At 47.7% G+C, this 14,456-nt stretch carries 10 protein-coding genes; 9 read left to right on the forward strand and 1 reads right to left on the reverse strand.

The window, feature by feature from the left end; translation table 11 throughout:
• The first annotated feature begins 191 nt into the window (after positions 1-191).
• From pckA to HGH91_RS17040, 4 genes are all read left to right on the forward strand, one after another.
• Positions 192-1,793 carry a phosphoenolpyruvate carboxykinase (ATP) gene (gene pckA, locus HGH91_RS17025; RefSeq protein ID WP_168739987.1) on the forward strand — a complete coding sequence of 534 codons (1,602 nt, stop codon included), beginning with the start codon at positions 192-194 and terminating at the stop codon, positions 1,791-1,793.
• Between the two features lie 238 nt (positions 1,794-2,031).
• Positions 2,032-2,919, forward strand: a complete 888-nt coding sequence (folD, locus tag HGH91_RS17030; protein WP_168739988.1) for a bifunctional methylenetetrahydrofolate dehydrogenase/methenyltetrahydrofolate cyclohydrolase FolD — start codon at positions 2,032-2,034, stop codon at positions 2,917-2,919.
• Positions 2,920-2,960: 41 nt separating this feature from the next.
• Positions 2,961-3,587 carry a 7-carboxy-7-deazaguanine synthase QueE gene (locus tag HGH91_RS17035; protein WP_247651763.1) on the forward strand — a complete coding sequence of 209 codons (627 nt, stop codon included), beginning with the start codon at positions 2,961-2,963 and terminating at the stop codon, positions 3,585-3,587.
• Positions 3,588-3,699: 112 nt separating this feature from the next.
• Positions 3,700-5,592, forward strand: a complete 1,893-nt coding sequence (locus HGH91_RS17040; protein WP_168739989.1) for an OmpA family protein — start codon at positions 3,700-3,702, stop codon at positions 5,590-5,592.
• A gap of 118 nt (positions 5,593-5,710) precedes the next feature.
• Here HGH91_RS17040 and HGH91_RS17045 read toward each other — a convergent pair whose 3' ends face one another.
• Positions 5,711-6,517 carry a 5'-nucleotidase, lipoprotein e(P4) family gene (locus HGH91_RS17045; RefSeq protein ID WP_168739990.1) on the reverse strand — a complete coding sequence of 269 codons (807 nt, stop codon included), beginning with the start codon at positions 6,515-6,517 and terminating at the stop codon, positions 5,711-5,713.
• A gap of 92 nt (positions 6,518-6,609) precedes the next feature.
• On the opposite strand from HGH91_RS17045, the gene dprA reads away from it, so the two are divergent.
• From dprA to HGH91_RS31530, 5 genes are all read left to right on the forward strand, one after another.
• Positions 6,610-7,716: a DNA-processing protein DprA gene (gene dprA / locus HGH91_RS17050; RefSeq protein WP_168739991.1), complete on the forward strand. Its 1,107-nt coding sequence runs from the start codon at positions 6,610-6,612 to the stop codon at positions 7,714-7,716.
• Positions 7,717-7,849: 133 nt separating this feature from the next.
• Complete coding sequence (gene guaB, locus HGH91_RS17055; RefSeq protein WP_168739992.1) at positions 7,850-9,322, forward strand: IMP dehydrogenase; 1,473 nt, start codon at positions 7,850-7,852, stop codon at positions 9,320-9,322.
• Positions 9,323-9,430: 108 nt separating this feature from the next.
• Positions 9,431-11,044, forward strand: a complete 1,614-nt coding sequence (lnt, locus tag HGH91_RS17060; protein WP_168739993.1) for an apolipoprotein N-acyltransferase — start codon at positions 9,431-9,433, stop codon at positions 11,042-11,044.
• Positions 11,025-11,816 (forward strand): alpha/beta fold hydrolase, encoded by a 792-nt coding sequence (locus HGH91_RS17065; RefSeq protein ID WP_168739994.1) that lies wholly within the window; start codon positions 11,025-11,027, stop codon positions 11,814-11,816. The genes lnt and HGH91_RS17065 overlap by 20 nt, the downstream gene beginning before the upstream one ends.
• A gap of 18 nt (positions 11,817-11,834) precedes the next feature.
• A complete protein-coding gene (locus HGH91_RS31530) occupies positions 11,835-14,450 on the forward strand; it encodes a gliding motility-associated C-terminal domain-containing protein (RefSeq protein ID WP_168739995.1) in 2,616 nt (871 codons plus the stop codon).
• Positions 14,451-14,456 lie beyond the last annotated feature (6 nt).

The raw sequence follows: 14,456 nt of genomic DNA on the forward strand, positions 1-14,456 counted from the left end.
ATAATTAATGCTATATTACCCTGCAAATGGTTTGACAATCCTGCAACGAAACAAACACATATTGAAGATATCGCAACAATTCACCCCGAAACGATAAGTAATTTCTAAATTTCGATGGTGTAACGCCTATAAAATTTGACGATATCAAAAAAACCCTAGTTTTGCTATTACACCAAAACAATCTTGCTTTTATGCAAATGAGTAGCGTAAGGAATCCTGTTGCTGACTTACGGGGACTTGGCATAGAGAACGTATCGAACGTCTATTACCAACTTTCACCCGAAAAACTGGCGGAGCAAACGGTCGCCCGGAATCAAGGGGTTTATGCTGACACAGGAGCACTGGCCGTAAACACTGGCGAATATACCGGTCGCTCACCGAAAGACAAATTCATCGTCAAAGACAACATCACAACGAACACTGTAAACTGGAACGACTTTAATCAACCTATCTCAGAAGAAAATTTTGATCGTTTATACAGTAGAATAACCCGTTATTTCAGTGGGAAAGATGTGTGGGTACGTGATTGCTATGCCTGTGCAGATGAAGATTTCCGGATTAACATCAAAGTGATCAGCGAACTTCCCTGGTCCAGCTTATTTGCCTATAACATGTTCCTTCGTCCTACGGAAGAAGAACTGGATTATATGCATAACGACTGGACGGTGATCCAGGCCCCCGGCTGTTTAGCAGACCCAGCTACAGACGGCACCCGCCAGGGTAACTTCTCCGTAGTCAACTTCACCAAAAAGATGATCCTGATTGGTGGTAGCGCCTATACCGGGGAAATTAAAAAAGGCATTTTTACTATCCTTAATTATGTATTGCCACACAATAAAAATGTGCTGAGCATGCACTGTTCCGCCAACATCGGGGAAGAAGGCGATACCGCCATATTCTTCGGACTGAGTGGCACCGGTAAAACCACGCTGAGTGCAGATCCTGCCAGGAAACTGATAGGTGACGACGAACATGGATGGACCGCTACCGGCGTCTTTAATTTTGAAGGCGGTTGTTATGCCAAATGTATTGACCTCTCCGAAGAAAAAGAACCACAGATATTTCATGCGGTAAGAGAAGGAGCATTGCTGGAAAACATCCAGTTCTTCCCTGGTACCCATACCGTGAACTATGCAGATAAAACCATCACGGAAAACACCCGGGTGTCTTATCCCCTGCATTATATCGACAATGCCCAGGAACCTGCTGTAGGTGGTATTCCAAAGAACATATTTTTCCTGACCTGCGATGCTTACGGCGTACTACCTCCTATTTCCAGGTTAACTCCCGGACAGGCCATGTACCAGTTTATTTCCGGGTATACTGCCAAAGTAGCCGGTACAGAAGCGGGTGTAACAGAGCCTAAATCCACTTTCAGCGCCTGTTTTGGTGCACCTTTCCTCCCCTTGCACCCCGCGCAGTATGCGCAGATGCTGGGAGAAAGAATGCATGAACATAAGGTAAATGTATGGCTGATCAACACTGGTTGGACTGGTGGCGCCTATGGCACCGGCAATCGTATTAAGCTGAGCTATACCCGTGCTATGATTGCCGCAGCTTTGAGCGGTAAGCTGGATAAGGCTTCCTTCCACGCTCACCCGGTATTTGGCTTTGCCATTCCCGACAATTGTGAGGGCGTGCCTGCCAATATCCTGGATCCGCGCAATACCTGGGAAAACAAGGCTGCCTATGATGCGCAGCTGAATGACCTGGCCGGACAGTTTATCCGCAATTTTGAAAAATACGCCGCAGCAGCCGATAAAGAAATACTGGATGCAGCGCCAAAAATTTAAAGGAATACTGTGATCTGATTCTTCGGTTTTTAACATCCACCTGAAGATTTATATTTAAGTTTTGCCTTATAACTTCCACTGATGAATACGTAAGTTCCTGACGGGCGCAATGCCCGAGCAAAGCAAGTTCCTTTACCGGGGCTTGTTTTGCTGGACTTCGGACAGCTCCTTCTCTTCCCCATCGTAAAAAGCCGTTCGTTGGTGAGGGAATGCTAACAGCTTTTCCTTACCTTTGCACATGCAAATTTTAGACGGTAAACTAGTTTCTGAGGCTATTAAGGCCCAATTAGCCGCCCAGGTGGCTGAATTAAAGGCTGCTGGTAAAAAAGTTCCTCACCTGGCAGCGATCCTGGTGGGTAACAATCCCGCCAGCGAAACCTACGTGGCATCCAAAGTAAAATCATGTGCAGAATGCGGGTACAATTCCACCCTGCTGCGCTTTGATGCACAGATTTCCGAAAAACACCTGCTGGATCAAATCATTTTGCTGAATGAAAATCCTGATGTAGACGGGATCCTCGTACAATTGCCTTTGCCCAAGCATATCAACGAAGAACTGGTGATCAACACCATCGATCCCAGCAAGGACGTGGATGGCTTCCATCCGATGAACGTGGGTAAAATGGTGAGCGGCCTCCCGGCTTTCATCCCTGCTACGCCGTATGGTATTATGCTGATGCTGGAACATTATAATATTCCTACAAAAGGCAAACATGCCGTAGTTATTGGACGCAGCCATATCGTAGGTACCCCGATCAGCATATTGCTAAGCCGCAATACCAATCCCGGCAACTGCACCGTTACCTTAACACATTCCCATACCCCTAACCTGGCTGAAATTTGCCGTCAGGCCGATATCATCGTCGCAGCTATTGGTCGCCCCGACTTCGTTACCGCCGACATGGTAAAAGAAGGCGCCGTGATTGTAGACGTAGGTATTAACCGGGTAGAAGATGCCAGCAAAAAGAGCGGTTTCCGCCTGAAAGGTGATGTGAAGTTTGATGAAGTAGCTCCTAAATGCAGTTATATCAGTCCCGTGCCTGGTGGCGTAGGACCTATGACCATTGCCGCGCTGCTCAAAAACACCTATCATGCCAGCATCGGATTGAAGGGGAGTATGAATTAAATGTAGACCGATAAAAAAATCGGACCTTTGCGAAGTAAGTCATGTCTGTAATAACAACAAATATTAAAACCGATACGCTCCCCCTGATGGAACGTTTCTATACCATCCAGGGAGAGGGCTATCACCAGGGGAGAGCGGCCTATTTCATCCGCCTCGGCGGCTGCGATGTAGGCTGTGTATGGTGCGATGTAAAGGACAGCTGGGACGCTGATAAGCATCCGCAGGTATCTATTACGGACATTGCAACAGAAGCAGCCCGTTACCCCGGACGAATTGCCGTGGTAACCGGTGGCGAACCGCTGTTGCATAACCTGGATGCACTCACCAAAGCATTGCATAAACAAGGGTTTAAAACGCATATGGAAACATCCGGCTCCTCGCCTCTTAGCGGCAGCTGGGACTGGATTACCTTATCTCCCAAAAAATTCAAAGCGCCTTTACCCGAAGTATGTAAAGCTGCCCATGAATTGAAAGTAGTGATCTATAATAAAACTGACTTTGCCTGGGCAGAAAAATATGCTGCACTGGCGGATAAAAACTGTAAACTCTATCTGCAGCCCGAATGGGAACGCAGCGCTGAAATGACCCCGCTGATCACGGAGTATATCAAAGACCATCCGGAGTGGACCATGTCTTTACAAATCCATAAGTATATTAACGTACCGTAAGGTAGCATATAGCAAAAAAATGACGTCCAGGTTCCCTGGACGTCATTTTTTTGCTATATGCCTTATGCATTTCTTATGCTTTTTTGCGTTATTTACAGGACGAATACTGACTATGAAAAAACATATCCTGTTGATACTAAGCTGCCTGCTGGGCATGGGACTGCATATACAGGCTCAGACGGTTACCTATGAAAATGCTCCCAAAAAAGCCAAAGCCAGCTTTGACCGTGCCGTTGATGCCGTAAGAAATTATCAAAGCAAAGCCGCCATCGGCTTCCTGCAGGAAGCGATTAAAGCAGCCCCCAATTTTACAGATGCCTACGGACAAATGGGGTTATGTTATGTAGAAATGAAAGATTATGCCGCCGCCAATACCGCTTTTGAAAAGTTAAAGCAGCTGGACAGCAGCGGGTTGCGTCCTGTAATGGTGGCATATTCCAAAGCAATGGCCGGCACCGGAAATTTCGTAGGTGCGTTACAGTTAATTAACCAATACCTGTCTGTCATTAAATCAAAAAGCGTGATTGCCGAAAAGCTGAAAGCGAACTATGAGTTTGCCGTTAATAACAGCCGCCAATCCGTTCCCTTTCACCCGGAAAACCTCGGTGATCCGGTCAACAGTGCAGATCCCGAATATTTTCCCTCTCTGACCATCGACAGTAAAACATTGATTTTCACCAGGCGCGTAAATGGCCGCAATGAAGATTTTTATATTACCACCCGGGAGGACCATAAATGGTCAACGGCGCAGAACATGGGCGAACCCATCAACTCCTCGTTCAATGAAGGCGCACAAAACATCTCACAAGATGGTACCATGCTGGTATTTACCGGCTGTGAATTTCCGGAAGGGAAAGGTAGCTGCGATCTCTATTACTCAGAAAAAACGGCTACCGGCTGGACCGCACCAAAAAATTTTGGAAGCCCCATTAACACGCGCGACTGGGAATCGCAGCCCTGCCTCAGCGCCGACAAACAAACGCTTTATTTTGCACGTGAAACACCAGATCATGGTGCAGATATATTTGTAAGCAGCCGGCAGGCAAACGGTCAGTGGAGTATACCTCAGCGGCTCGGCCCCAATATCAACACCAATGGCAGGGAAACCACCCCTTTCATTCACGCAGACGGACAAACGCTTTATTTCGCTTCCGATGGGCATCCCGGCTATGGCGGGCTCGATATTTTCTATTCCCGGCGTCAGCCAGATGGTAGCTGGGGCCCTGCTACCAACCTGGGCTATCCTATTAATACCATTGATGAAGATGCCTCCCTGGTAGTTGAAGCCGATGGCAAAACGGCCTACTTTGCCTCTGACAGGTCGGATAGCCGCGGCGCGCTGGATATCTACAGTTTTGAACTATATCCGGAGGCCCGTCCGCTACAAACTTTATATGTAAAAGGCTATGTGTACGACACCCTCACCCATGCCCGGTTAGCCACCAGCATCGACGTAATAGACCTGCAGGGCGGCTATAATATTGCTACGGTAAAAACCAATGATAACGGCGATTACCTGGCGCCACTGCCGGTAGGTAAAGACTATGCGCTGCATGTAAACCGCAAGGGGTACCTGTTTTACTCAGATAACTTTTCGCTGAAAGACCACAATCCGGGCGTGCCTTTCGAAAAGAATATCCCGTTACAACCGCTGGCCGCCAATGCAAGTATCGTATTGCACAATATCTTCTTTGATACAAAACAATACAGCCTAAAACCGGAATCCGTAATAGAGCTTAACAAGCTGGTAAAATTATTACAGGAAAATCCAACGTTGACGATTGAAATTGCCGGGTATACCGATAACGTAGGTACAGATAAGGATAACCAGGTATTGTCTGAAAACCGCGCCAGAGCAGTAGTACATTATTTAACAGAGAAGGGAATTACAGCCAGTCGCCTTACTGCTAAAGGCTATGGTGAAAAAGACCCGATTGCTACCAATGATACCGAAGAAGGAAAAGCGGCTAACCGCCGTACCGTGTTCCGGATCATTAGTTTGTAGATAGGATGATACCTATCGGTATCGTCTATACGAAAATATTTTCATCTAATATAAGCGCGTCTATTTTTCCTGCTTTGCAGGAAAAATAGACGCGCTTACTAATTTAAAATATGCTGTACTAATAATTTCTCAACCGGCTTTTCATCACTGAATCTTTCTGCGGTGTACTCAGTTTATATTGATAGTTATAAAGAGCGCCTTCCCAATCGCCGTACATGGGATTAGGGAGTACGATGAACCGGCTACCGAAGCTGGCAGCAGATTGCAGCGCGGCTGCATTTCTTTCATCAAAAGGTTTTTTGTCGAAAATGGCAGAAAAATCGCTCAGGTTATCTCCAAATAACATCACGATATCATATTGCTGTAACACCTGCTGGCGGCGGGGTTCTTTACCAGAAGTAGTCGTTTTCAGCATCAGGTGCTGATCGTCGGCATCGGGGAACTGGTATTGCTGCAGGTTGCGAAGTGTAACCGCTCTTTCGCTTTCCGCACGGTTGGTGATATAAAACACTTTTACTCCTTTGGATGCAGCGTATTTAAAGAAGGAAGGGGCGCCGGGAACCGTATCGGCGGCGGCTTTGGCGGTCCATTCCATCCAGCTCCTGTCGTCGTATCCTTTGCCTGCCAGGGCCTGATGTACCGAATAAGGGCTGTTGTCGAGCACCGTTTCATCTATATCTGTTACTACTGCCAGTGGTTTGTTTCCTTTTGTGGCAAGATACTGGTCTAGTCTTAAAGCCGCCAGCTGATAGGCTTGTAGGCATAAGGCCTTGTATTCGCCGGATTGTTGTTGCCAGAGAGCTGCCCAGGCAGGGCCTCCCGGCACCAGGGTGGTAGCAGCTGTTTTTTCTGCTACCGGACGGGTAGTTTTACATGCAAACAAAGCCATTAACAAGGCTCCTGGTAATATCCATTTCATCTTCATAAAATATCCGTTAGTCGCTGCAAAAATAATTCATGTGGCGCACAATAAGTGCCGGCAGAAAATTGTAAATTATGCCGAAATATTTGTTTGTTATGCCCCAGGAATTAATGTACCAGATAGCATTAACCCGGATTCCCCTGATTGGAGATGTCATCATTAAAAAATTGCTCGAACACTTTGGCTCTGCCGGAGAAATATTCAAAGCCAAAAAATATGCGCTGGAAAGAATTGAAACAGTGGGCGCCCTTCGTGCCTCCGCGCTATTGAATTTCCGCGATTTCGAGGCAGTCGAGGCCGAGATGGCATTCCTGGAGAAATACAGGATACAGCCCTTGTTTTTCCGGGATCCGGGCTATCCCCAACGGTTGTTGCATTGTTATGACAGTCCTGCTATGCTGTATTACAAAGGTCATGCTTCCCTGAATCCGCCGCGTATGGTGAGCATAGTAGGTACACGGCATCCATCGGTATATGGTCGCAGCGTTTGTGAAGCGTTGGTAAAGGACCTGGCGGCGGCGGGTATTACGATTGTGAGCGGATTGGCTTACGGCATAGATATCATAGCTCATAAAGCGGCCTTAAAAGCCGGGATACCTACTATTGGAGTGCTGGCGCATGGCCTGGACCGGATCTATCCAGCGGCACACAAGCAAATTGCTACCGATATGCTGGAGCAGGGCGGATTGCTGACCGACTACAGCAGCCAAACCCTGCCGGACCGGCAAAACTTTCCGAAGCGTAACCGTATCGTAGCGGGGATTTGCGATGCTACTATCGTGATAGAAAGCGGTATCCGGGGAGGTTCTCTTATCACTGCCGACCTGGCCAATGGGTACAACCGGGAAGTATTGTGCGTGCCGGGCAGAATACAGGATATACAGTCGGCCGGCTGCAACCAGCTTATCCAGCAGAATAAGGCCGTTTTGCTGAGAGATGCCGCCGATGTACTGGCGCTCATGGGCTGGGAGGAAAAAGCGAGGCCAGAAACCCCGCCGGCGGTACAACCCAGCTTATTTCCGGCGCTAACCGAAGCAGAACAGGCTATTATGGCCTTGTTCCGGGAAAAGCCGCAGCGGCACCTGGAAGAATTATATCTCCAAACCCGGCTATCGGGTAGCCAGGTAGCAGTGGCAGTATTCAACCTGGAAATGCAAAGTTTACTCAGAAGTTTACCAGGACAACGCTACGAGCGCGTGTAGCAGGGCTTTTTGCCCGTTTGTTAATGATTTATTAACAACCCCAAGGCTGGTTGACAACGCGATTATTTTATTTATTGCGTAATAAGGTGTACATTTGCGTGCAATTATTTTTTAACTGATTAATAGTTGCATCATGCCTGCGGGAAAATCTAAACCCAAATTTGTGGCTGACGGACTTACATTTGATGATGTGCTCCTGGTTCCGGCCTACTCTGAAGTTCTGCCTAAAGAAGTAAATCTCTCTACGCAATTAACAAAAAACATACGTCTGAATATACCGATGGTATCTGCAGCGATGGATACTGTTACTGAAGCTACACTGGCTATTGCGTTGGCGAGAGAAGGTGGAATAGGTATTCTCCACAAAAATATGAGCATTGAACGCCAGGCTGAAATGGTAAGACGCGTTAAACGTAGTGAAAGCGGTATGATCATGGATCCCGTTACACTCAAAGGCGATGCTACCATTGGTGAAGCATTACGGCTCATGAAGGAAAACGGCATCGGTGGCATTCCTATTGTAGACGATCACAACAAACTGGTAGGTATCCTCACTAACAGGGACTTACGTTTCGAGAAAAATAAAAAGCGCCTGGTAAAGGACGTAATGACCAGTGAAAACCTGATCACTGCTCCGGAAGGCACGGACCTGAAGAAGGCAGAAAAAATTCTCCAGCAATATAAAATTGAAAAATTACCGGTTGTTAATAAGCAGGGGAAACTGGCAGGGCTGATCACTTACCGTGACATCTTACAGTTGACCAGCTATCCTAACGCCGTAAAAGACGAGTTTGGCCGCCTGCTGGTAGGAGCTGCGCTGGGTATTACCGCCGACCTGCTGGATCGTGCACAGGCACTGATTAATGTAGGTGTGGATGTAGTTTGCCTGGATAGTTCGCATGGCCACTCTATTGCTGTATTAAACAACCTGAAGAAATTAAAGAAAACGTTCCCTAAGCTGCAGGTAATTGCCGGTAACGTGGCTACTGCAGAAGGTGCGCTGGCCCTGGCACAGGCAGGCGCCGACGCGGTAAAAGTAGGTGTAGGTCCCGGATCTATCTGTACTACCCGTATCGTAACTGGTGCAGGTTTCCCGCAACTGTCTGCCGTAATGGAAGCCGCCGACGCGCTGAAAAAACTGGGTATCCCGGTGATTGCAGACGGTGGTATCCGTTATACCGGTGATATGGTAAAAGCACTGGCAGCAGGCGCCTCCACTATCATGGCCGGATCTATCTTCGCAGGTGTGGAAGAAAGCCCCGGAGAAACCATCATCTACGAAGGACGTAAGTTCAAATCATACCGTGGTATGGGTTCTATTGAGGCGATGCAGGAAGGTAGTAAAGACCGTTACTTCCAGGACGAAGATGATATCAAGAAACTGGTACCAGAAGGTATTGTGGGCCGCGTTCCGTACAAAGGCATGCTGTCTGAAATAGTACAGCAATTTGTAGGTGGTTTACGTGCTGGTATGGGTCTTACCGGTTCCAAAGACGTCAAAGCCCTGCAGGGAGCACAGTTCGTAAAAATTACCGCTGCTACCGTTAAGGAAAACCACCCGCACGATGTGGTGATTACCAAGGAAGCACCGAACTACAGCAGATAATAAAGCACATTGAAATATACGCCCCGCACTTTCATGCGGGGCGTTTTTGTTTTCCGTAATTCCCCGCTTATCTTCGTTCCCAATCGACATTCACAATTCCTATAATAAATGAAGAAGCCTTTCCTGCTGTTGAGTATTTTAAGTGGTATCATACTATGGCTATCCTGGCCAACCATGCCGCTTACACCACTTATTTTCATTGCATTTACTCCTTTGTTATATATCAGTGAAAAGGTGCAGCACCGCTGGAAATATTTCGGCCTGGTTTACCTGGCTTTCCTGGTATGGAATGTGGCTACTACCTGGTGGGTGGGCAATACTACGCTGCCCATGAGCGGCGTGTTTGCCAACTGCTTCAACGCATTATTGATGAGCGTACCCTGGCTGGCTTTTAAAAATTCCCGTAAGAGATTGCCCGAACGGGTGGCTTACTTCGCCCTGATTATCTTTTGGTTAACCTTCGAATATATCCATCAAACCTGGGAATTCAGTTGGCCCTGGCTGGTATTGGGTCATGCCTTTGCACTACGGCCGGGATGGATACAATGGTATGAATATACCGGCACCAGTGGCGGTACTTTATGGGTATTGCTGGCTAACATCGTGATTTACAATGTATGGAAACGTACGCGCCTATACGACTTTTCCTGGAAGCAGGTATTGCGCAATGAAAGCTGGAAGCCGGTACTGATCATCGGTATTCCGTTATTGCTGTCGACTTTTATCCAACCTCCCACAGATAATCCTGCCCGGAAAACCGATGTAGTGGTGGTGCAGCCCAATATAGACCCCTATGATGAAAAATTCAGTTCCGGATCGGCTATGGAGCAACTGGCAAAACTAATCCGGCTCAGCAAAGAAAAAGCGGATAGCAATACCCGTTATATTATCTGGCCGGAAACAGCCTTATTTCCACAGGGAGCCTGGGAGCATGACCTGAACTACCAGCCGGAGATACAGGCCATCCGGGAAATGCTGCGTCAATATCCCAGGGCGAAGCTGATCAGCGGCGCCGCTACACTGAAACGTTATAACAGCACGGAGGAAATACCTGCCACTGCCAGAACGTTGAACGATGGTAGCCGCTGGGATGCCTATAACAGCGCTTTACAGGTAGATACCTCCAGGTCTGTACAGATCTATCACAAGTACGAACTGGTGCCTGGTGCTGAACTGGTGCCTTACGTGGGCTACCTGTCATTTATGCAAAGTGTGGCGCTCGATTTTGGCGGTATTACCGGTAGTTATGGCCGTATGCCCGGTGTAGAAATGTTTACCAACCCGGCAGACAGTATTAATGTTTTCCCGGTGATCTGTTACGAGTCCGTATTCAGCGATTATATGGCTACCCATATTAAACCCGGTGCTAATCTGTTAGTCATTATCACCAATGACGGATGGTGGGGTAATACAGAGGGACATCGCCAGCACCTGCAATATGCCAGGATCCGGGCTATTGAAACCCGGCGCTGGATTGCACGCTGTGCCAATACTGGTATCTCTGCCGTAATAGATCCGGCAGGTAATATTCATCAGCCACAGCCCTACTGGCAGGAAAGTGTTTTTAAGGCGTCTGTAACACCAGAGACGGTAACTACGTTCTATGTAAAAAATGGAGACCTGGTGTCGAAAGCCGCATTAATATTTTGTATCTTGTTATTTGTACATGCTTTTATTTCACGATTTATTCCCGGTTTAAAACATGCGGAAGTCAATCAATAACGGAAACATCACCTGGCTTGATGAAGGCGAAGGTGCAACGGTAGTGCTTTTACACGGATTTTCAGAAAATGCGGAGCTTTGGTCTGCTCAAACTGCGCAGCTCAAAAATAAATACCGGGTTATTATTCCTGACTTACCGGGAACAGCGGCATCACCTGTCACTACGCCACTGACCATGGAATCGATGGCTGATTACGTGTATGCCATCCTGTTAGCCGAAAATATCCAGGAAACGGTGATCATTGGTCACTCTATGGGAGGCTATGTGGCATTGGCACTGACAGAAAAATATCCCCGGATACTGAAAGGACTGGGACTCTTTCACTCCACTGCCAAGGCGGATAGCGAAGAGAAAAGAGAAGGCCGGCGTAAATCCATTAAACTGATGGAACAGTATGGCGCTGAAACCTTTATACGACAAACCCTTCCGAATATGTTCAGTCCCGTTACAAAAAGCGCACATCCTGAATGGGTGGACGCCTATGTTAAAATGGGAATGGGATGTGGATTACCTGCATTGGTGGCTTACTATGAAGCCATGGCGCAGCGGCCCGACAGAACAGCGGTATTACAGCAAACAACCGCACCGGTGCTGTTCATCATCGGTAAAGACGATAACGCAGTACCATTAGAGAACGTGTTGCCGCAGATCACTTTGCCTCATCTCAGCAGCATACATATTTTTGAACATGTAGGCCACATGGGTATGTGGGAAGTGGCCGCTGAAAGCAATGTGATATTGGAACAATTTATTGCCTTTTGTCAACTATAATCATCTAAATCCCTGGTTGTGAAAAAGCTATTTGTCTTCCTGCTATGCATGGCGGGCGCCCTGATGGCGCAGGCCAGCCATATTATAGGGGGGCAGGTATACTATAAATTTGTGTCACAAAATGGTAACCAGGTTACTTACTCCGTTACACTGAAATTATACCGGGTATGTACCACGGGGCCGCGGATTGCAAAAATGCCTGATGCTGTATACCTCAGCGTCTTCGATAAAGGCAACAATGGCTGGGTATCAGATAACCTGATCAAACGCACTGCCTTTGAAGAAAAAACACTGGGACAGATAGATCCCTGTATTGTAAACCCTCCCGTCATTTGTTACCAGATAGGTACATATACTACCTCCATCACTGTACCTGTAAATACACAGGGATATATTGTGTCGTTCCAGAGTTGTTGCCGTGATCCGTTTATGCAGAATATTGTGGCAGAACCTATCCCCAACAGCCCGGATGTAGGTACAGGCGCTACTTACTATACAGAAATTCCGGGCAGCATTACAGGCGCCATCAATAATTCCAGTCCCACCTTCAATAAAGAAGAAGCTACGCTGGTATGTTCCGAGAAAAAATTCACGTACGATTTCTCGGCGTCTGACGTAGATAAAGATTCCCTCGTATACGAGTTTTGTGATGCTTATAAAGGTGGTAAGCTGACCGGTGAAGATAATATTCCCCCCGCAGCGGCAGCTCCCCCGTACTCCTTTGTATCCTATGTATCTCCGTATAGCGGCAGTAGCCCACTGGGACCCAATGTAACCATTAATCCCAAAACCGGCATCATTTCGGGTATTGCTCCTGCCGCCGGAAAATATGTAGTTACGGTATGCGTACACGAATACCGCAACGGCGTTAAAATCGGTACCCTCCGTAAAGACTTTCATATCAACGTTACCACTTGTGTGAAACAGGTAACGGCGGCCATGCCGGAAAAATATGCTGATTGTTCCAGTCTCACGGTTACCTTTCTCAACAACAGTACCCTGGGGAAGCCCTATTTTTGGGATTTTGGAGATGGTACCACGTTGAATACCAATAGCGCCGATCCTTTTACACATACCTACGCCAAAGAAGGTGTGTATACCGTAAAACTGTATGTGGATAAAACCAGCAACTGCGGCGACAGCGCCACTGCTATCGTATATGCCTACCCGGTATTTAAGCCGCAGTTTTCTGTTGCCGGTCTTTGTACCAATAAAGAAACGAAGTTCAATTCCAACGCTACCCGCTCCGATGCAGGAAAGATCAGTTATTATAAGTGGGAGTTTGGCAATGGGGATACCTCGAATCTGCCCAATCCTTCCTATCTCTATAAAACTCCCGGCGACTACGAGATTAAACTATATGCGCGTAACGAAAAGGGATGTGAACAAACTATTAAAGATACCATTACGATATACGACAAACCGCCATTCAACGCCACCTCCGACACCCTGCTCTGTGTAAAAGACAGCCTGCATATGTGGGCCGCCAGCAGTGTGGCCGGCCGGTTTGCCTGGACGCCGGACAATTACTTTATTCTCCGGCCCAATACGCCCGATCCCATTGTATTCCCGCCCCGCACCTACACTTATAAGGTTACTTTTACGGATACACAAGGATGTGTAAATGACAAAGATATACTGGTAGAAGTGAAAGACACCCTGCGGTTGCAAACCACTACCGATAGCACCGTGTGTACCAACGATGAAGTTCATTTGACGGCAGTGGCAGATGGGCCTTATGCTTTCCGCTGGACTGACCTGGCCACCAGGCAGGTGGTGTCTACCAACTCCGATGCCCTGGTTACCCCTACGCCTCCGCGACAAAAATACGAGGTAATGGTATCGCTGGGTAAATGTCATACAGCCGATACCGTGAGTCTGAAAGTGGTAGATCCGCCGCAGGCAACTGCCGCTCCCGACACCACCGTTTGCTTTGGCATCCCGCTGACACTGCGGGCTGGCGGCGGCGCCTATTACAGGTGGGCGCCTGCCTACTATGTGGATAAGCCCAGCTCCCAGGTCACATTAGCACATCCCGTTGATACTACGTGGTTTACGGTAACGGTAACGGACACACTGGGATGCCCCAAAGAGGTAACAGCCGCCGTGCAGGTAAACGTAGTACCCAAAGTACAGGCCTTTGCAGGAAATGATACCATTATCATGCTGAACACTCCTTTCCAGCTCAACGCGAGTGGCGGGGTACGTTATGCCTGGATGCCTCCGAATGGGCTCAATAATCCCAATGTTTATAACCCGGTAACTACCTATAATCACGACATCACCTATACCGTTACCGCCTATACGCAGGAAGGCTGCTCGGGTACTGACAATATCTTCGTGCGCTTTATCAAAGGGCCGGATATTTATATACCTAATGCATTCTCTCCCAATGGCGACGGTTTAAACGACATCTTCCGCCCTTTACCAGTGGGCATTGTAGAAATAGAATTCTTCCGGGTATTTGACCGCTGGGGTAAACTGATGTACTCCACCACTACCTATATGAAAGGCTGGGATGGCACGGTAAATGGCCAAAAAGCCGGTGTAGGCACCTATGTGTGGGTGATACAAGGGAAGGATGTTAACAATAACACCGTACAGCGTAAAGGCACCGTTACACTGGTAAGATAAAGTTGC

This window comes from Chitinophaga eiseniae (assembly GCF_012641265.1).
Classification (GTDB): Bacteria; Bacteroidota; Bacteroidia; order Chitinophagales; family Chitinophagaceae; genus Chitinophaga; species Chitinophaga eiseniae_A.